General features: G+C 72.4%; 15 protein-coding genes and 1 pseudogene. 13 read left to right on the forward strand and 3 right to left on the reverse strand.

Annotated elements, in window-relative coordinates; all coding sequences use genetic code 11:
- The 4 genes and pseudogenes from ACIOHC_RS40240 to ACIOHC_RS40255 all read left to right on the forward strand — a co-directional run.
- A pseudogene (locus tag ACIOHC_RS40240) lies at positions 1 to 150 on the forward strand (4-hydroxy-3-methylbut-2-en-1-yl diphosphate synthase); the annotation flags it as partial.
- 170 nt (positions 151 to 320) lie between these two features.
- Positions 321 to 1,163, forward strand: coding sequence for a GNAT family N-acetyltransferase (locus ACIOHC_RS40245; RefSeq protein ID WP_351086222.1), 843 nt, complete (start codon positions 321 to 323; stop codon positions 1,161 to 1,163).
- A gap of 64 nt (positions 1,164 to 1,227) precedes the next feature.
- A complete protein-coding gene (locus tag ACIOHC_RS40250; protein WP_376223194.1) occupies positions 1,228 to 1,815 on the forward strand; it encodes a GNAT family N-acetyltransferase in 588 nt (195 codons plus the stop codon).
- A 121-nt stretch (positions 1,816 to 1,936) separates the two neighbouring features.
- The gene (locus tag ACIOHC_RS40255) at positions 1,937 to 3,637 is read left to right on the forward strand and encodes a proline--tRNA ligase (protein ID WP_351086196.1); all 1,701 of its coding nucleotides are present in this window, start codon (positions 1,937 to 1,939) and stop codon (positions 3,635 to 3,637) included.
- A gap of 60 nt (positions 3,638 to 3,697) precedes the next feature.
- Here ACIOHC_RS40255 and ACIOHC_RS40260 read toward each other — a convergent pair whose 3' ends face one another.
- Genes ACIOHC_RS40260 through ACIOHC_RS40270 form a run of 3 tightly spaced genes read right to left on the reverse strand, consistent with a single transcriptional unit; the run spans position 3,698 to position 5,635 of the window.
- Entirely contained in the window at positions 3,698 to 4,600 is a 903-nt protein-coding gene (locus tag ACIOHC_RS40260; RefSeq protein ID WP_351086198.1) for an aminoglycoside phosphotransferase family protein, read from the reverse strand.
- A 28-nt stretch (positions 4,601 to 4,628) separates the two neighbouring features.
- Positions 4,629 to 5,111, reverse strand: a complete 483-nt coding sequence (locus tag ACIOHC_RS40265) for a ferritin-like domain-containing protein (RefSeq protein WP_351086200.1) — start codon at positions 5,109 to 5,111, stop codon at positions 4,629 to 4,631.
- Positions 5,108 to 5,635 (reverse strand): hypothetical protein, encoded by a 528-nt coding sequence (locus tag ACIOHC_RS40270; protein WP_351086202.1) that lies wholly within the window; start codon positions 5,633 to 5,635, stop codon positions 5,108 to 5,110. Before ACIOHC_RS40270 ends, ACIOHC_RS40265 begins: the two co-directional genes overlap by 4 nt.
- 176 nt (positions 5,636 to 5,811) lie before the next feature.
- Between ACIOHC_RS40270 and rimP the strand changes: the two genes are divergently transcribed.
- From rimP to ACIOHC_RS40315, 9 genes are all read left to right on the forward strand, one after another.
- Positions 5,812 to 6,309: a ribosome maturation factor RimP gene (gene rimP / locus ACIOHC_RS40275; protein WP_401846471.1), complete on the forward strand. Its 498-nt coding sequence runs from the start codon at positions 5,812 to 5,814 to the stop codon at positions 6,307 to 6,309.
- Between the two features lie 2 nt (positions 6,310 to 6,311).
- Positions 6,312 to 7,352 carry a transcription termination factor NusA gene (gene nusA, locus ACIOHC_RS40280; protein ID WP_351086206.1) on the forward strand — a complete coding sequence of 347 codons (1,041 nt, stop codon included), beginning with the start codon at positions 6,312 to 6,314 and terminating at the stop codon, positions 7,350 to 7,352.
- A 182-nt stretch (positions 7,353 to 7,534) separates the two neighbouring features.
- Entirely contained in the window at positions 7,535 to 7,813 is a 279-nt protein-coding gene (locus tag ACIOHC_RS40285; protein WP_365693091.1) for a YlxR family protein, read from the forward strand.
- A gap of 147 nt (positions 7,814 to 7,960) precedes the next feature.
- Positions 7,961 to 11,047, forward strand: a complete 3,087-nt coding sequence (gene infB / locus ACIOHC_RS40290) for a translation initiation factor IF-2 (RefSeq protein ID WP_365693093.1) — start codon at positions 7,961 to 7,963, stop codon at positions 11,045 to 11,047.
- A 166-nt stretch (positions 11,048 to 11,213) separates the two neighbouring features.
- Positions 11,214 to 11,510: a DUF503 domain-containing protein gene (locus tag ACIOHC_RS40295; RefSeq protein WP_351086212.1), complete on the forward strand. Its 297-nt coding sequence runs from the start codon at positions 11,214 to 11,216 to the stop codon at positions 11,508 to 11,510.
- A 25-nt stretch (positions 11,511 to 11,535) separates the two neighbouring features.
- Positions 11,536 to 11,988 carry a 30S ribosome-binding factor RbfA gene (rbfA, locus tag ACIOHC_RS40300; protein WP_351086214.1) on the forward strand — a complete coding sequence of 151 codons (453 nt, stop codon included), beginning with the start codon at positions 11,536 to 11,538 and terminating at the stop codon, positions 11,986 to 11,988.
- On the forward strand, positions 11,985 to 12,941 hold the full coding sequence (truB, locus tag ACIOHC_RS40305) for a tRNA pseudouridine(55) synthase TruB (protein WP_401846474.1): 957 nt from the start codon (positions 11,985 to 11,987) through the stop codon (positions 12,939 to 12,941). The genes rbfA and truB overlap by 4 nt, the downstream gene beginning before the upstream one ends.
- 204 nt (positions 12,942 to 13,145) lie before the next feature.
- On the forward strand, positions 13,146 to 16,898 hold the full coding sequence (locus ACIOHC_RS40310) for a serine protease (protein ID WP_351086218.1): 3,753 nt from the start codon (positions 13,146 to 13,148) through the stop codon (positions 16,896 to 16,898).
- A gap of 43 nt (positions 16,899 to 16,941) precedes the next feature.
- Entirely contained in the window at positions 16,942 to 17,895 is a 954-nt protein-coding gene (locus ACIOHC_RS40315) for a bifunctional riboflavin kinase/FAD synthetase (RefSeq protein ID WP_351086220.1), read from the forward strand.
- Positions 17,896 to 17,964: the final 69 nt, after the last annotated feature.

Here is a 17,964-nt window from a genome sequence, read left to right on the forward strand (position 1 = left end):
AAGGGGCAGATCTTCGTGAAGGGCGAGGTCATCAAGACCGTGCCGGAGTCGAAGATCGTCGAGACGCTGATCGAGGAAGCCCTGAAGATCGCCGAACAGATGGAGAAGGACGGCGTCGCCTCGGGCGAGCCCGAGGTCTCCATCAGCTGAACCACGAAGTGCCCCATCGCGCCCCGCCGGACGAACACCGCCCGGCGGGGCGCGGTCGTGAGCGACCTCACGGTGCCCCGCGACCGCTCTTCCCGGGCACGGGCGGCGGCACCCAGCCTCTTTGGGTACAGTGCGGAAATCAGCAGACCGCATGGTGAGGCCCCCTCGTGTTGACGCAGACCACCACCCGGGTCCTCGAACCCAGCGACCTCGGCGCCGCTCTCGCCGTCCTGGAGAGCGAACCGGTCGCCAACGCGTTCGTGACGTCCCGGGTCCAGATCGCAGGTCTCGATCCATGGCGCCTCGGCGGCGAGATGTGGGGCTGGTACGCCGACGGCCGACTGCGCTCACTGTGCTACTCCGGCGCCAACCTCGTACCGATCTGCGCCACCCCCGAGGCGGTCAGGGCCTTCGCCGACCGCGCCCGCCGGGCCGGCCGCCGCTGCTCCTCGATCGTCGGCCCCGCGGAGCCGACCGCCCAGCTGTGGCGGCTTCTCGAACCCGGCTGGGGCCCCGCGCGCGAGGTCCGGGCCCATCAGCCGCTCATGGTCACCGAGAGCCCGTCCGCCGACGTCACCCCCGACCCTCTGGTCCGCCGGATCCGCAAGGACGAGATGGACGTCCTGATGCCGGCGTGCGTGGCGATGTTCACCGAGGAGGTCGGCATCTCCCCGCTCGCGGGCGACGGCGGACTCCTCTACCAGGCACGCGTCGCCGAACTCATCGGCGCCGGCCGCTCCTTCGCCCGGATCGAGGACGGCCGGGTCGTCTTCAAGGCGGAGATCGGCGCGGCCACCCCGCAGGCCTGCCAGATCCAGGGCGTCTGGGTGGCCCCCGAACAACGCGGCCGGGGACTCTCCGAAACCGGCATGGCGGCCGTCCTGCGCTACGCACTGGCCGACGTCGCACCCGTCGTCAGCCTCTATGTGAACGACTACAACACCCCCGCGCGCAAGGCGTACGCCAGGGTCGGCTTCCGTGAGACCGGCGCGTTCATGAGCGTGCTGTTCTGACCGGTCGGCGACCGGCTCCACCACCCCGTACCGCCCGCCCCGTCCGGGCCAGTAGGGTCGGCCCATGGCAGCACTTCCCGGGGGCGGTCCCCGCACCCCCAGCGTCCGGATCGGACCGATCGATCTCGCCGCACGCGTGGACGAGGCGCTCGCCGTGCAGGCCGTCGCCTTCGGCCTGGCCCCTGAGGAGATCGAGGTACGGCGCCACATCGTCCTCAGACACCTCGAACACCCCCACGCCCGCGCGCTGGGTGCCACCACCCCCGGCGGCCGGCTCGTCGGCTTCGTCTACGGCATGCCGAACGAACGCCACCAGTGGTGGTCCACCGTCGTCGAGCCCTACCTGCGCGCCACCGGCTCCGCACACTGGCTCGACGACTCGTTCGTCATCACCGAACTGCACGTCCTCCCGGAATTCCAGAACCGGGGCATCGGCCGCTCGCTGATCACCACCATCACGGACGCCGCCGACCAGCCCCGGTCCATCCTCTCCGCGATCGACACGGAGAGCCCGGCACGTGGTCTGTATCGCAGTCTCGGATACCAGGACCTGGCCCGGCAGGTGATCTTTCCCAGTGCTCCCAAGCCGTACGCGGTGATGGGAGCCCCGCTTCCGCTGCGTCGCAGGGGCCGGGTTCGCGGGGCCCGGTGAACGCAAGACCCGAGGGCTTCTCGTACGGCGAAAGAACCCGAGGCCGGCACCAATCGATTTCCGCCCACCGGGGCCGCCCGGCTAACCTCCTGCTCATCACCCTTCCGAGCAGGAGTTCATCATGGCCCAGGTCCAGCGCATGTCCCGATTGATGATCAAGACACTGCGCGACGACCCGGCGGACGCCGAGACGCTCAACCACAAGCTGCTCGTCCGGGCCGGATACGTACGTCGCACGGCTGCCGGAATCTGGACCTGGCTGCCGCTGGGCAAGAAGGTCCTGGAGAACATCACCCGCGTCGTGCGCGAGGAGATGGACGCCATCGGTGGCCAGGAAGTGCTGCTGCCCGCGCTGCTCCCGAAGGAGTCGTACGACGCCAGCGGCCGCTACGTCGAGTACGGCGATCTGCTCTTCAAGCTCAAGGACCGCAAGGGCGCGGAGTACCTCCTCGGCCCGACCCACGAAGAGATCTTCACGCAGGTCGTCAAGGACCAGATCACGTCCTACAAGGACCTGCCCGTGATCCTCTACCAGATCCAGACGAAGTACCGGGACGAGGCCCGCCCGCGCGCCGGTGTGCTGCGCGGCCGCGAGTTCCAGATGAAGGACTCGTACTCCTTCGACACCACGGACGAGGGGCTCGTCGAGGCGTACCAGCTGCACCGCGCCGCCTACATCCGGATCTTCGAGCGGCTCGGCCTCGACCACCGCATCGTCTCCGCCGTCTCCGGCGCGATGGGCGGCTCGGCCTCCGAGGAGTTCCTGGCCCCCGCCCCGGCCGGTGAGGACACCTTCGTCGACTGTCCCGCCTGCGACTACGCCGCCAACACCGAGGCAGTGACCTTCAAGGCCACTGCCGTGGACGGCTCGGCGCACGGCTCGGTCGAGGAGCTGGACACCCCCGACACCCCGACCATCGAGACGCTCGCCGCGCACCTGGGCGTCCCGGCCTCCGCGACCCTGAAGAACCTGCTGGTCAAGGTCGACGGCGAGATCGTCGCCGTGGGCGTGCCCGGCGACCGCGAGGTCGACCTCGGCAAGCTGGGCGAGCACCTCGCGCCCGCCGTCGTCGAGCTGGTCACCGCGGAGGACTTCGAGGGGCGCCCCGACCTGGTCCGCGGTTACGTCGGCCCGCAGGGCCTGGAGAAGGTCCGCTACATCGCCGACCCGCGCATCGCCGCCGGTACCGCCTGGATCACCGGTGCGAACAAGCCCGGTACCCACGCGAAGAACGTCGTCGCCGGGCGTGACTTCGAGGTCGACGAGTACCTCGACGTCGTCGTCGTCCAGGAGGGCGACCCGTGCCCCAAGTGCGGCACCGGCCTCAAGCTGGACCGCGCCATCGAGATCGGCCACATCTTCCAGCTGGGCCGCAAGTTCGCGGACGCCTTCCAGCTCGACGTGCTGGGTCAGAACGGCAAGCCGGTCCGGGTCACCATGGGCTCGTACGGCATCGGCGTCTCCCGCGCCGTCGCCGCGCTCGCCGAGCAGACCGCCGACGAGCAGGGGCTGTGCTGGCCCCGCGAGATCGCCCCGGCCGATGTCCATGTCGTCGCGGCGGGCAAGGCCCTCCAGACGGAGCTGGCCCTCGATGTCGCCGACAAGCTCGCCGCCGCCGGTGTGCGGGTCATGGTCGACGACCGCGCGGGTGTCTCGCCCGGTGTGAAGTTCACCGACGCCGAGCTGATCGGCATCCCGAAGATCCTGGTCGCGGGCCGCCGCTCGGCCGAGGGCGTCCTGGAGCTCAAGGACCGCCGTACGGGCGAGCGCGAGGAGCTCACGGTCGACGAGGCGATCGCCCGTCTCACCGTCCAGGGCTGACACCGGACGAAGCCGCAGGCCCCCGCGCACCGCGCGGGGGCCTGCGGCTTGCCGTGCCCGCTACAGCCAGCTCGCGAACTCCAGCGTCAGCTCGCCCTCCTGGCGACGGCCGACCGCCAGCGCCCGGGTGCCCGACTCCACCGCACGGAACAACGTCCAGCCGTGCAGCCGTTCCCGGTCCACGTCCAGCGAATCGGCGAGCTTCTTGATCCGGCGCCGGGCCGTCACCGCGCCGCCGGGGGAGGCGATCAGGTCCTCGACACGGTCGCGCACCAGGCGCGCCAGATCGTAGGCACGCTCACCGACCAGCGGCTCCGGCCCGACCGTCAGCCAGGGCGCCCGCTCGCCCGCGAGCACCTTGCTCTGGCGGAAGTTGCCGTGCAGCAGCAGGAGTTCGGAGGAGTCGGCGACCAGCTCCGCACGCGCCGCGAGCGCCGCGGAGACCAGTGGTTCCAGACCCGGGTCCGCCGCGGCGAAGGCCCGCATCGGCTCCGTACGGCGCGCGGTCCGCTCGGTGACCGTCTCGAACCCATGGCCGGCCGGGGGCTCGACCCACAGCCGGCGCACCGTCCCCGCCGCTTCCAGCAGCGCCTTCGCCTCCGGCAGTGAGCGCAGTGACACCTCGGGGTGCAGCCGTTCGAGCAGCAGCGCGCCGGGGCCGGTGGCGACGAGCCGCACCGCGCCCCAGCCGTTCCAGTGCGCCAGCGCCGCCTGCTCCAGCTCGGGCGCGGCTGTGGACGGGGCGATCTTCAGCGCCGCCGGGGTGCCGTCGGAGCATGTCACCAACAGGACCAGACTGCTGCGGCCGCCGGGGGCGGCCACCCGGTCCACGGTCAATTCCTGCCCGGTCGACACCAGCGCTTGTTCGGTCAGTGCGGGAAGGCGCGCGAGCCAGTCGGCGGCGGAATCCCCGTACGACTCGCCGAGCGCTCGCACCAGACGCTGCGGCGGTTCGAAACCCATACGTGCTTTGTTCCCTTTCAGAGCTTCTTCAGTGCGTCGCGCCGGTCCCGTTCCTCACACCGGCCCCGTCCTTCGTGCCGGACCCGCCGGCGGTCCGCTCGGCGAGCCCGGGAAAGGGTACGCCGCTGCCCCGCCAGCGGACCGCGCGCACCGCGGCCTCCCGCAGCGCGTCCGCGGCCTCCCGCCGGAGCGGCCCTTCCGCGGCCCGTACGAGATCGGAGTAGACGTCCGCCACACGGTCCTCCAGCAGGGCGGCCAGCCGCACCGCCGCGGCCGGGTCCGGCACCGCGAACGGCAGAGCGTACGCGGCCTGCGCGGCCACCGGTTCACCGCCCAGGTCACGCACGGTCCGCTGCAGCGCGTCGCGCCGGGCGCGGTGCGCGTGGTAAGCCGCCGCGGCCTCGGCCCGGCGGCCGTCGGCGACCCGGCCGCCGACCACTCCGTATCCGTACACCGCCGCGTGTTCGGCGGCCAGGGCGGCCTGCGCCGCCTTCTGTGTCCCGGCGGTCATGTCGAGGTCTCCTTGGCCAGTTCGGTCAGCAGATAGGCGTGTGCCGCGCCCGCCGCCGCGATCGATGCCAGCAGCCGGGCCAGCTCCGGCGGCGCCTTCAGGAGCGTCGCCGTGTGGGCGTCCGAGGCGCGGCGTTCCGCCTCGGCCAGTTCCTTGACGGCGGCCCCGGCGCCGGTCGCGCGGGTCGGCGCGAACACCGGCGTCCCGCCGCCATCGGGCGCCAACGCCTTGACGTGGGCCCGCACGGCGTCCCGCAGCGGCGAGAGCCCGGCGGCGGTCGCCGGGTGGGCCTTGACCACCAGTTCGTACCGGGCGAGCAGATCCCTGCTGGTACGGGCGGCAGCCGCCCGGAGCGTCCGCTCCGCCCGTGCGGCCGAGGCCTGCTCGGCCGGGGTCGCCCCGTCGGGCCGGGCCGAGCCCTCCCGCTGCCCGGACCCGTCACCGCAGCCGGCCAGCACCGCCCCCAAGGCGATCGCCCCCGTCGCGGTGAACGCACCTCTGCGCGTCGTCCCCGTGCGCCGCACTTGTTCTCCTTCGGGCTTGCACCTGTCTTGACTGGATCTGTCCTGAAGTGATCACCGCAGGCGAGCGTACCCGCGGTCGCGGAGCATGCGGACGGCAACACCCCTCGGGACCGGATACCCTTTGACCTGACACGCGAGATCCCCACAACAGCACACGCGGCCGAGGAGTCACCCGGATGAGCACCACCCAGAGCGAGAGGCTGCGCGGACTGCTCGAACCGCTCGTCAGCGCCGAGCAGCTGGATCTCGAAGAGATCGAGGTGTCCCGGGCCGGCCGCCGCCGGGTGCTGCGGATCGTCGTGGACTCCGACGAGGGCGTGGAGCTGGACGTCTGTGCCCAGCTGAGCCGCGCGATCTCCGAGAGGCTCGACGAGACCGACGCGATGGGCGACGACGAGTACGTCCTCGAAGTCAGCTCGCCCGGTGCCGACCGTCCGCTGACGGAGCACCGCCACTACGTACGTGCCACGGGCCGCCTGGCCAAGCTGCAGCTGCGCGAGGGCGGTGAGCTGGTGGCGCGCATCCTCGCCGTGGACGAGGAGGGGCTCGACCTCGAAGTCCCGGGCGTCAAGGGCCGCAAGCCCACGTCCCGCCGGGTCGCCCTCGACGAGATCGCCAAGGCGCGCGTGGAGATCGAATTCAGCCGCAAGGACAAGAAGGAAGAGGAGGCGTAGCCGTGGACATCGATGTGAAGCTCTTGAAGGGCTTGGCACAGGACAAGGAGATCCCCTTCGACGTGCTCGTCGAGGCGATCGAGTCGGCCCTCCTCATCGCCTACCACCGTACGGACGGAAGCCACCGCCGCGCGCGCGTGAAGCTCGACGAGCGCGGCCATGTGACGGTGTGGGCGAAGGAGGACCCGGCCGACCTCGAACCCGGCCAGGAGCCCAAGGAGTTCGACGACACCCCGTCCGGCTTCGGCCGGATCGCCGCGACCACCGCCAAGCAGGTCATCCTGCAGCGGCTGCGCGACGCCGAGGACGACCGGACGTTCGGGGAGTACGCGGGCCACGAGGGCGATGTCGTCACCGGTGTCGTCCAGCAGGGCAAGGACCCGAAGAACGTCCTGGTCGACATCGGCAAGCTGGAAGCCATCCTGCCGGTGCAGGAGCAGGTGCCGGGCGAGGAGTACACCCACGGTCTGCGCCTGCGCACCTACGTCGTACGCGTGGCCAAGGGGGTGCGCGGTCCGTCCGTGACGCTGTCGCGGACCCACCCCAACCTGGTCAAGAAGCTCTTCGCACTGGAGGTCCCGGAGATCGCGGACGGTTCCGTCGAGATCTGCGCGATCGCCCGCGAGGCAGGTCACCGCACCAAGATCGCGGTCCGTTCGACCCGCTCCGGGTTGAACGCCAAGGGCGCCTGCATCGGGCCGATGGGCGGCCGGGTGCGCAACGTCATGGCGGAGCTGCACGGCGAGAAGATCGACATCGTGGACTGGTCGGACGACCCGGCCGAGATGGTCGCCAACGCCCTGTCGCCCGCGCGGGTGAGCCAGGTCGAGGTCGTGGACCTCGGTGCACGGTCCGCCCGGGTCACCGTTCCGGACTACCAGCTGTCGCTGGCGATCGGCAAGGAGGGGCAGAACGCCCGCCTCGCCGCCCGCCTCACCGGCTGGCGCATCGACATCCGTCCGGACACCGAGACCGACGCCGAGCGTGATGTCGCCGACCGTGAGCGGGCCGAGCGGGCCCGTGAGCGTTCCGAGCGCGGCTGACCGGCGACGCGAACAGTCGGCCCCGCGCCGGACCACCGGACACCGTCGGGAGCGGGCGTCCGGGGGCAATGGCGCGGGCCCCGGGGAATACATCTGAGCGGCACGCCGCTGAGAATCACGACAACATCCGTTCGATTTTTGCCCCGAAGGGGTGAGGTCGGTGCGGGGAGGTAGACTTAACCGTGTCTGGCCGGACGCACGCCCGCGCTTGCCCTGAGCGAACCTGTGTGGGATGCCGGGAGCGGGCGGCCAAGAGCGAGCTGCTGCGCATCGTCGTGGACGGGGACGCCTGCGTCCCCGATCCTCGCGGTACGCTGCCCGGCCGGGGTGCCTACGTACACCCCGTCCCCGTCTGTCTGGACCTGGCGGTTCGCCGCCGGGCATTCCCCCGGGCCTTCAAGGCCAAGGGGCCGTTCGACCCCGCCGCAGTGCAGCGGTTCGTCGAGCGGGCGACACCGTAAGAAATGAACGGCACGGGACCCCGTGCGGTCAGGTACCTCGCGAGTTGGAAGTAGGTCGAGATTGCGATGAGCACTCGATGAGTACGCGATGAGTACGCCCATGAAGTAGCGACGGTCCGGCGGTAACCCGGACCTAAAAGGAGCGAAGTGGCTAAGGTCCGGGTATACGAACTCGCCAAGGAGTTCGGCGTCGAGAGCAAGGTCGTCATGGCCAAGCTCCAAGAGCTCGGTGAATTCGTCCGTTCGGCGTCCTCGACGATCGAGGCGCCGGTTGTACGCAAGTTGACTGACGCACTGCAGGGGCCCGGCGGCAACGCCGGCAAGTCCGCTGCCAAGCCTGGGGCGCCCCGCAAGGCGACGCCCGCGAAGCCCGCAGCGCCCTCCCCGGCCGCTGCGGCACGTCCCGCTGCCCCGAAGCCCGGTGCCCCGGCCCCCAAGCCGGCCCCCGCCGCACCGGTGAGCAGCGCCCCCGCGGCGCCTTCCGCGCCGTCCGCCGGACCGCGGCCGGGCCCGAAGCCCGCGCCCAAGCCCGCTCCGGTGACTCCGGTCCCCGCTGCCGAGTTCTCGGCTCCGGCTCCGGCTCCGGCCCAGCCCGCTGCCCCGCAGCAGCAGGGTCCGCGTCCCACGGGCGCCACCCCCGGGCCTCGTCCCGCCCGTCCGGCTCCGTCCGGCGGTCAGCGTGACGGCGGTCGCGGTGGCGAGCGTGGCGACCGTCCCGCGCGTCCCGCGGGTCAGGGCGCCCCGCGCCCCGGCGGCCGTCCGGCCGGTCCCCGTCCGGGCAACAACCCCTTCACCTCCGGTGGCTCGACGGGCATGGCCCGTCCGCAGGCGCCCCGTCCCGGTGGCGCCCCGCGTCCCGGTGGCGGCCAGGACCGTCCGGGCGCCCCGCGTCCGCAGGGCGGCCCCGGTGGCGCCCCGCGTCCCCAGGGTCAGGGCGGTGCCCGTCCCACTCCGGGCGGCATGCCCCGTCCGCAGGCTCCCCGTCCGGGCGGTGCCCCCGGTGGTAACCGTCCGAACCCGGGCATGATGCCGCAGCGTCCCGCTGCCGGCCCGCGTCCGGGTGGTGGCCCCGGCGGTGGCCGTGGTCCCGGTGGCGGCGGTCGTCCCGGTGGCGCCGGTCGTCCCGGTGGCGGCGGCTTCGCAGGCCGTCCGGCCGGTCCCGGTGGCGGTGGCGGCGGTTTCGCCGGTCGTCCCGGTGGCGGCGGTGGCGGTGGCGGTGGCGGTGCCGGTCGTCCCGGTGGTGGCGGCGGCTTCGGCGGTCGTCCCGGCTTCGGTGGACGTCCCGGCGGCCCCGGTGGCCGCGGTGGCACACAGGGTGCGTTCGGCCGTCCCGGCGGTCCCGCGCGTCGTGGCCGCAAGTCGAAGCGGCAGAGGCGCCAGGAGTACGAGGCCATGCAGGCCCCGTCGGTGGGCGGCGTCATGCTGCCTCGCGGCAACGGACAGTCCGTCCGTCTGTCGCGCGGTGCCTCCCTCACCGACTTCGCGGAGAAGATCAACGCCAACCCGGCGTCGCTCGTCGCCGTGATGATGAACCTCGGCGAGATGGTCACGGCGACGCAGTCCGTCTCCGACGACACCCTCAGGCTGCTCGCGGACGAGATGAACTACGTCCTCGAGATCGTCAGCCCCGAGGAGGAGGACCGCGAGCTGCTGGAGTCCTTCGACATCGAGTTCGGCGAGGACGAGGGCGGCGAAGAGGCCCTGGTCTCCCGTCCGCCGGTCGTGACCGTCATGGGTCACGTCGACCACGGAAAGACCCGACTGCTGGACGCGATCCGCAAGACGAACGTCGTCGCGGGCGAGGCCGGCGGCATCACGCAGCACATCGGTGCCTACCAGGTCTCCTCCGAGGTCAACGGCGAGGACCGCCGGATCACCTTCATCGACACCCCGGGTCACGAGGCGTTCACCGCCATGCGTGCCCGTGGTGCGAAGTCCACCGACATCGCGATCCTCGTGGTGGCGGCGAACGACGGTGTGATGCCCCAGACGATCGAGGCGCTGAACCACGCCAAGGCGGCCGAGGTGCCGATCGTGGTCGCGGTCAACAAGATCGACGTCGAGGGTGCCGACCCGACCAAGGTGCGCGGTCAGCTCACCGAGTTCGGTCTGGTGGCCGAGGAGTACGGCGGCGACACGATGTTCGTCGACATCTCCGCGAAGCAGGGCCTCAACATCGAGGCACTGCTGGAGGCCGTCGTCCTCACCGCCGACGCCTCGCTCGATCTGCGGGCCAACCCGGAGCAGGACGCACAGGGTATTGCGATCGAGTCCCACCTCGACCGCGGCCGCGGTGCCGTTTCGACCGTCCTGGTCCAGCGCGGCACGCTGCGCATCGGTGACACGATGGTGGTCGGCGACGCGTACGGCCGTGTCCGGGCGATGCTCGACGACAACGGCAACAACGTCGAGGAAGCGGGTCCGTCGACCCCCGTCCTCGTGCTCGGTCTCACCAACGTCCCGGGTGCCGGCGACAACTTCCTGGTGGTCGACGAGGACCGTACGGCCCGTCAGATCGCCGAGAAGCGTGCCGCCCGTGAGCGCAACGCCAACTTCGCCCGCAAGGGTGTCCGGTTCTCCCTGGAGAACCTGGACGAGGCGCTCAAGGCCGGTCTGGTCCAGGAGCTCAACCTCATCATCAAGGGCGACGCGTCCGGTTCGGTGGAGGCTCTCGAGTCCTCGCTGCTCCAGCTCGACGTCGGCGACGAGGTCGACATCCGGGTCCTGCACCGCGGTGTGGGTGCGGTCACCGAGTCGGACATCGACCTGGCGACCGGCTCCGACGCCATCGTCATCGGCTTCAACGTCCGGGCTGCCGGGCGTGCCCAGCAGATGGCGGAGCGCGAGGGTGTCGACGTCCGCTACTACTCGGTGATCTACCAGGCCATCGAGGAGATCGAGGCGGCCCTCAAGGGCATGCTCAAGCCGGAGTACGAAGAGGTCGAGCTCGGCACGGCGGAGATCCGCGAGATCTTCCGCTCGTCCAAGCTGGGCAACATCGCCGGTGTGCTGGTCCGGTCCGGCGAGGTCAAGCGCAACACCAAGGCGCGTCTGCTGCGCGATGGCAAGGTCATCGCGGAGAACCTCAACATCTCCGGTCTGCGCCGCTTCAAGGACGACGTCACCGAGATCCGCGAAGGCTTCGAGGGTGGTATCAACCTCGGAAACTTCAACGACATCAAGATCGACGACGTCATCGCGACGTACGAGATGCGCGAGAAGCCGCGAGGCTGATCCGCGGGGATTTCCGGGGGAGACCCCGGACCTCTCTTCAAGAGTCGGGGCCGGTCGGCGGGTCATATTTCCGTCGATCGGCCCCGGCCGTTCCGTGTACGGTTCTTGTGTTCCTGCCAAGCGATGGCAGGGCACGAACCCGAACCGGCGGGACATCCGGACATACATGTATGTGGGGACACTGTCCTTCGATCTGCTTCTCGGCGACGTACGGTCGTTGAAGGAGAAGCGCTCCGTCGTCCGCCCGATCGTCGCCGAGCTCCAGCGTAAATTCGCGGTGAGCGCGGCGGAGGTGGGCGATCAGGATCTCCATCGCAGGGCCGAGATCGGCCTTGCCGTGGTCTCCGGGGACACCGGACACCTCACAGACGTTCTGGACCGGTGCGAGCGGCTGGTGGCCGCCCGGCCGGAAGTGGAGCTGCTTTCCGTACGACGGCGGCTGCACAGCGACGAAGACGATTGAGCAAGGCTGAGAAGGAGACGGACCAGTGGCCGACAACGCGCGGGCGAAAAAGCTGGCGGACCTCATCCAGGAGGTGGTCGCCGAGAAACTGCAGCGCGGTATCAAGGACCCCCGTCTGGGTACGCACGTGACGATCACGGACACCCGGGTCACCGGTGACCTGCGGGAGGCCACGGTCTTCTACACGGTCTACGGCGACGACGAGGAGCGGGCGAGCGCGGCGGCCGGCCTGGAGAGCGCCAAGGGCATCCTGCGTTCGGCGGTCGGAGCGGCAGCGGGGACGAAGTTCACCCCCACGCTGGCCTTCGTGGCCGACGCCCTCCCGGAGAACGCCAAGGCGATCGAGGACCTCCTCGACCGGGCACGGGCCTCGGACGCGCGGGTGCGCGAGGCGTCCTCGGGCGCCACGTACGCCGGTGGCGCGGACCCGTACCGCAAGGCGGATGACGAGAACGACGAGGACACCACCTCCGAATGACATCGCAGAACAGGACACCCGGTCAGGGGCGCGCGAGCGCGGCGGCCTCTGACAAGGGTGGTGGTGGGCTCCGGGAGGACGGCCTCGTCATCGTCGACAAGCCGTCCGGCTTCACTTCGCACGACGTCGTCGCCAAGATGCGCGGCATCGCCAGGACCCGCCGTGTCGGCCACGCCGGCACGCTGGACCCGATGGCGACGGGCGTTCTGGTGCTCGGTGTCGAGAAGGCCACCAAGCTGCTCGGCCATCTCGCACTGACCGAGAAGGAGTACCTCGGCACGATCCGGCTCGGCCAGAACACCGTCACCGACGACGCGGAGGGCGAGATCACCTCGTCCACCGACGCCTCCGGTGTGACCCGTGACGGCATCGACGCCGGGGTCGCGGCCCTGACCGGACCGATCATGCAGGTGCCGTCCAAGGTCAGTGCCATCAAGATCGACGGCAAGCGGTCCTACGCCAGGGTGCGCGGCGGCGAGGAGTTCGAGATCCCGGCCAGGCCGGTGACGATCTCGTCCTTCAACGTCTACGACGTCCGCCAGGAGGTCGCCGAGGACGGCACGCCGGTCGTCGACCTGGTCGTCTCCGTCGTCTGCTCCTCCGGCACGTACATCCGCGCGATCGCCCGCGACCTCGGCGCCGGGCTCGGCGTCGGCGGGCATCTGACGGCGCTGCGGCGCACCCGGGTCGGGCCGTACGGTCTCGACGTGGCGCGGACGCTCGACCAGCATCAGCAGGAGCTGACCGTGATGCCGGTGGCCGAGGCCGCCGCCTCGGCGTTCCCCCGCTGGGACGTGGACGAGAAGCGCGCCAAGCTGCTGCTGAACGGGGTGCGGCTGGACATGCCCGCCTTCCCGCCGGGGCCGGTCGGGGTCTTCGGGCCCGACGGGCGCTTCCTGGTTCTCGTCGAGGAGCAGAAGGGCAAGGCCAAGAGCCTCGCCGTCTTCGCCTGACGGGCGGCCCGGGGCCGGAGAGCCTCATCGTGGAGCGGGCGGAGCCCCCGCGCCCGCTCCACGATCCCCCCAACGGTTCCTGTCCACCCGGCGCCATGAATTCACCCCGATGAGCAGGCGCTCGGAGTGAAACGGGGGTGCATTCAGGGGCGCTTTTACTCCGAGCGGTACACGTGCCGGTGATCGCCGACCTAACGTCGGACCATGGGAAGCGGGGACCGGGCAGCGCTGGTACGTATCTGCGATCGGACCGGCCGGCCACGGGGGACCGGATTCGTCGCGGACGACCGGGGCACGGTGGTGACCAGTCATGAAGCGGTCGAGGGGCTCACGCGGCTCGTCCTGCACGGGACGGACGGCCGCAGCTGCCCCCTCGGGGCCGCCGATGTCACCGCGCTGCCCGAGCGGGGCCTGGCCCTGCTGCGCACCGGGGAACCCTTCGCGCTCGGCGTGGAGCCGACGCCGATCGCGTCCCGGGACCGTATCGACGCCGGTACGTATGTGACGATCGCCGCCCACGGCTGGCGCGAGGCGCGGGTGCTCGGCACCGCCCCGGTGACGTACACCGCGAACGGACGCGCCCATCGGATCGGTGCCGCGCTGGAGCTGGCGCTGGGCACGGACGGTTCGGACGCGCTGCGGCTCGGCGGCGCCGCCGTGGGCGGGCCCGTCCTCGACCCGGACAGCGGCGCGGTCCTCGCCGTGCTGGGCACCGCGCTGCGTGCCGGGCATCCCGCCGCCGGTTTCGCGGTGCCGCTCGGGAGCGCGGACGCCGACGGTCCGCTGGGCGCGTTGCTGTGGCGCAACGCAAGGAGCGTTCCCGGATACGGACGCGATCTGAATCTCGCGGGCGCCCTGCGCCTGACCGCGACCTCGCTCGGCTCGGCGGGCGGTCCGGCCGTCTGTCCCGACCCGGTCGAACGCCCGGACGTGATCGCGGAGTTGACGGCCTTCTCGATGCCCGGCAGCCCCTCGTCCGCGCTGCCCGGTCCCGCCGTGGTCCTCGGTCTCGTCGGAGCGCCGGGCACCGGCCGTACCACCGAACTGGCCGCGTTCGCAGCCCGCCGTGCCCGCGGCTCCGTGCCCGCGCCCACGCTCTGGCTCCGCGGTGCCGATCTGCTGGCCGACGACTCCTCGGTCGCCGACGCGATCGCCCGAGCGCTCCGGCGGTCCTGCCGGATCGTCACCGCAGCCGGGGCGAGGGGGGACATGACGACCGTCACCGCCGAGGGGGTGGCCCGGCTGGCCGCGGAGTCCGGGAGCCCGCTGCTCGTCCTGCTGGACGGTCCCGAGGAGATGCCGCCCGTACTGGCCCAGGGGGCGGCCCGGTGGACCGCGGGCACCGTCGACTGGCTGCGGGGGAACGGGGCGCGGCTCGTGATGGCCTGCACGCCCGAGCACTGGGAGACGGCCGGTGCGCTCTGCCCGGCCGGTGCGCTGCACCGTCCCGCCAGGCCGGCCGGACGACTGCCGTCCGCGGTCCGGCTCGGCGAGCTCACCGCGGACCAGGCCGAACAGGCCCGGGAGCGGTACGCCATTCCGTCCGGTGCGCTCGCCCCCGGCCACGACCGGCACCCGCTCACCCTGCGCCTGCTCGCGGAGGTCCGCGAGGCGCTGCCCGGGGACGTCCCCGGGCGGCCCGACGCGGAGGACGTCTTCGGTGCCCACCTGGATCTGATGTGTCTGCGGATCGCGGTTCGCGTCGCGGCGCTGTCGGGCCCGGTGCCCGGGGCCACCGCGGTCCGGCGGCTCGCCGCGCGGGTGGCCGGGCAGGTCCACGAGGCGGCGCGGCGCTGTCTGGGCCCGGGACAGGGGGAGCTGGACCGGGTGGCGTTCGAGGAGGTCTTCCCCTGGCGCACCGGCTGGGCGTCGGCGGTCCTCGCCGAGGGCCTGCTCGTGCCGGCGGGAGCGGGTTACCGCTTCGCGCACGAGGAACTGGGGGACTGGGTCCAGGGCGCCCACCTGGACCTGGACGCGGCGCTGTACGCGCTGGTCCACCGGTGGCGGGCGAGGGAGGACGCGGCCCCGGCGGTGGAGGCCCGTGTTCCGCAGCCGCGGAGCCCGCGTACCGGGCCCGGCAGGGGATCCGCGCAGGACGTCGTGGCGGTGGTTCGGAGGCCGAATGGGCCGCGAGCGGAGCTCAGCCGCGTCCCCGCGCCGGGAGCCGCCGGGGAAGCCGCACCGGCGTCCGTACCGCGCACCCTGCCCGTACCGCGCCATCGGACCGGCCCGGTCATCCAGGCCCTGCTGCTGCTGGGCCGCAGGCAGGGGCCCGCCGCGCTGGCACACCGACTGGCCGGCCTCATCGAGGCCCTCGACCGGTCGGCGCCGGGGCCGGGATCACCCGCCGAGGCCCGCGACGACGCCCGCTGGTGGGCGGTCCACCTGCTCTCGGGGACCCTGCTCCGGGTGCACGACGCCCGGACCCAGCTCGGCGTGCTGCGGCTGCTGGCCGACCGCGTCGTCGGATGCGCCGCCGCAGGCGGGCCGGCGGGCACGGGGCCCTACGCGGAGTTCGGTCCGTGGTTCTGGCGGCGCCTGAGACTGCCGGAGGCGGACCGGATCGATCTGTTCCGGCGTCTCGTCCCCGCCGACGGCCCGCACCGCGGAGCCTCCCGCGGTGATGGGGACGACGGCTGTGACCCGCATACCGACGGCGGCGGCGAACGCTTCCTGGACGCCGTCGCGCGGCGGCTCGCCGCCCGGCCCCGGGCCGTGCAGCCGATGCTCTGCGACTGGTTCACCGACGAGCGCCCGCTGCCCGCCGAGGAGGGGGAGGGAGGCACGATGCGCCCGACCGTGTCCGCGGCCGCTCAGGCGCTGCTCTACGCCCGTCGGGACCTGGCCGTCGACGATCTGACCGAGGCGCTCGTCTCGACCGCCCACTCCCGCGCCGAGGAGCTGCTCGCCGCGCTGGCCGAGGACGAGCCCGCCGCGCTGTGCCGCGCCGTCGCCCGCTGGGCGCGCGACGAGGACAGGCCCGGCCGCCGGGCCGCCGCCGCCTCGTACGCCCTGCTCACCGCCGTGCATACGACCCGCGACGCCGACCGCGAGCTGCTGCGCGGGGCCGCCCTCGCCCTGCTGGCCCGCCCGGCCGACGCCCCCCTGCACGGGGCCGCGCTCACCCTCCTCGTACAGGATCCACGGAGCCGGGACCGCCACCTCCCGCAGGCGCTGCGGGCCTTCGTCGCGGGCGAGCCGCGGCTGTCCGCCGAGGCGCTGGCCGTCGCGCTGCCCTCCCATCCCGAGCCGGTGCTCGCGGCGTTCCGGGAGCGGCTGACCCGGCCCGACGACGGGGCGGGCGAGGCGCTGTGCGCGCTCGCCGGGGTCGACGCGCCCGAGCTGGCCCTGCACGCCGCCGGGCTCGTGCGGGCGTACATCGACAGCCACCCGGACGACGCCGTGCACGCCGCCTCGTACATCGACCGGAGGCTGGAGCACGGACCCGCCGCCCGCGCCCTGCTGCTGCCCCTGGTGACCGGACTGCTGCGGGACCGGCCGGTGCCGCCGCCCGTGCGCGGTGCGCTCGCCGGGGTGCTCGCCGCGCCGGGCAGCCCCGCCTCCGGACAGCTCAGGGGCGAGCTGCTGGAGGTCCTGCTGGACTTCGAGCAGGAGGCCCACCGCGATCCGGCCGTGCTCGACGCGCTGCTGCGGGCCGCCGCGACCGGCTCCGGCGCCCGCGCACCGGCGCGTACCCGTGCGCTGGTCCACCGCACCGGGATGCTCCTGGTCCGCACGCCCGAGGGCGCGGTCCGTTTCGACGGCCGACTGGTCGAACTGGCTCGTGAGGAGCCCGGATTCGCCGCCCTGGTGACCGGGTGGCTGACCGACGCCCCGCAGGAGTGGGCGGCGCTCGTCGGCCCCAGCGCACGGCGGACGATGGAGGCCCTGGCGAGCCCGAAGACGATGCCGATGCGGGCCGCGGGGCGTGAGCATGGCAGTCTTAGACCTGCGTAACAGGCAATCTCACGTACACAGGTTCGGGCGAGGAGCGGTCACAGTGCAGCGCTGGCGTGGCTTGGAGGACATCCCCCAGGACTGGGGACGCAGCGTCGTCACCATCGGCTCCTATGACGGGGTGCACCGCGGGCACCAGCTGATCATCGGGCGGGCCGTGGAGCGCGCCCGCGAGCTGGGCGTGCCGTCGGTCGTGGTGACCTTCGACCCGCATCCCAGCGAGGTCGTGCGGCCCGGCAGCCACCCGCCGCTGCTCGCCCCGCACCACCGGCGTGCCGAGCTGATGGCGGAGCTGGGGGTGGACGCGGTACTGATCCTGCCGTTCACCACGGAGTTCTCGAAGCTGGCACCGGCCGACTTCATCGTGAAGGTGCTCGTCGACAAGCTGCACGCGCAGCTGGTCATCGAGGGCCCCAACTTCCGCTTCGGCCACAAGGCGGCCGGGAACGTGCGGCTGCTCACCGAATTCGGCGAGACCTACGACTACCGCGTCGAGGTCATAGACCTGTACGTGAGCGGTGAGGCGGGCGGCGGCGAGCCGTTCTCCTCCACACTCACCCGGCGACTGGTCGCCGAGGGCGATGTCGCGGGCGCCGCCGAGATCCTGGGCCGGCCGCACCGGGTCGAGGGCATCGTGGTCCGCGGCGCGCAGCGCGGCCGTGACATGGGCTTCCCCACGGCCAACGTGGAGACCCTGCCGCACACCGCCATCCCCGCCGACGGCGTCTACGCGGGCTGGCTCAATGTGGACGGCGAGGCGATGCCCGCCGCGATCTCGGTCGGCACCAACCCGCAGTTCGACGGCACCGAGCGGACGGTGGAGGCGTACGCGATCGACCGCGTCGGCCTCGACCTGTACGGCCTCCACGTCTCGGTGGACTTCCTCGCGTACGTGCGCGGGATGCTGAAGTTCGACTCGATCGACGAGCTGCTCGTGGCGATGGCCGCCGATGTGAAGCGGTGCAGCGAGCTGGTCGCCGCGTACGAGCGCGGCTGACCTCTTCGCCGCACGCGACCGGGCCGGGACCGTCCTCGACGGTCCCGGCCCGGTCGCGCGAGACGTCAG

Origin of the sequence: Streptomyces sp. NPDC088252, from assembly GCF_044740965.1 — a bacterium.
Classification (GTDB): Bacteria; Actinomycetota; Actinomycetes; order Streptomycetales; family Streptomycetaceae; genus Streptomyces.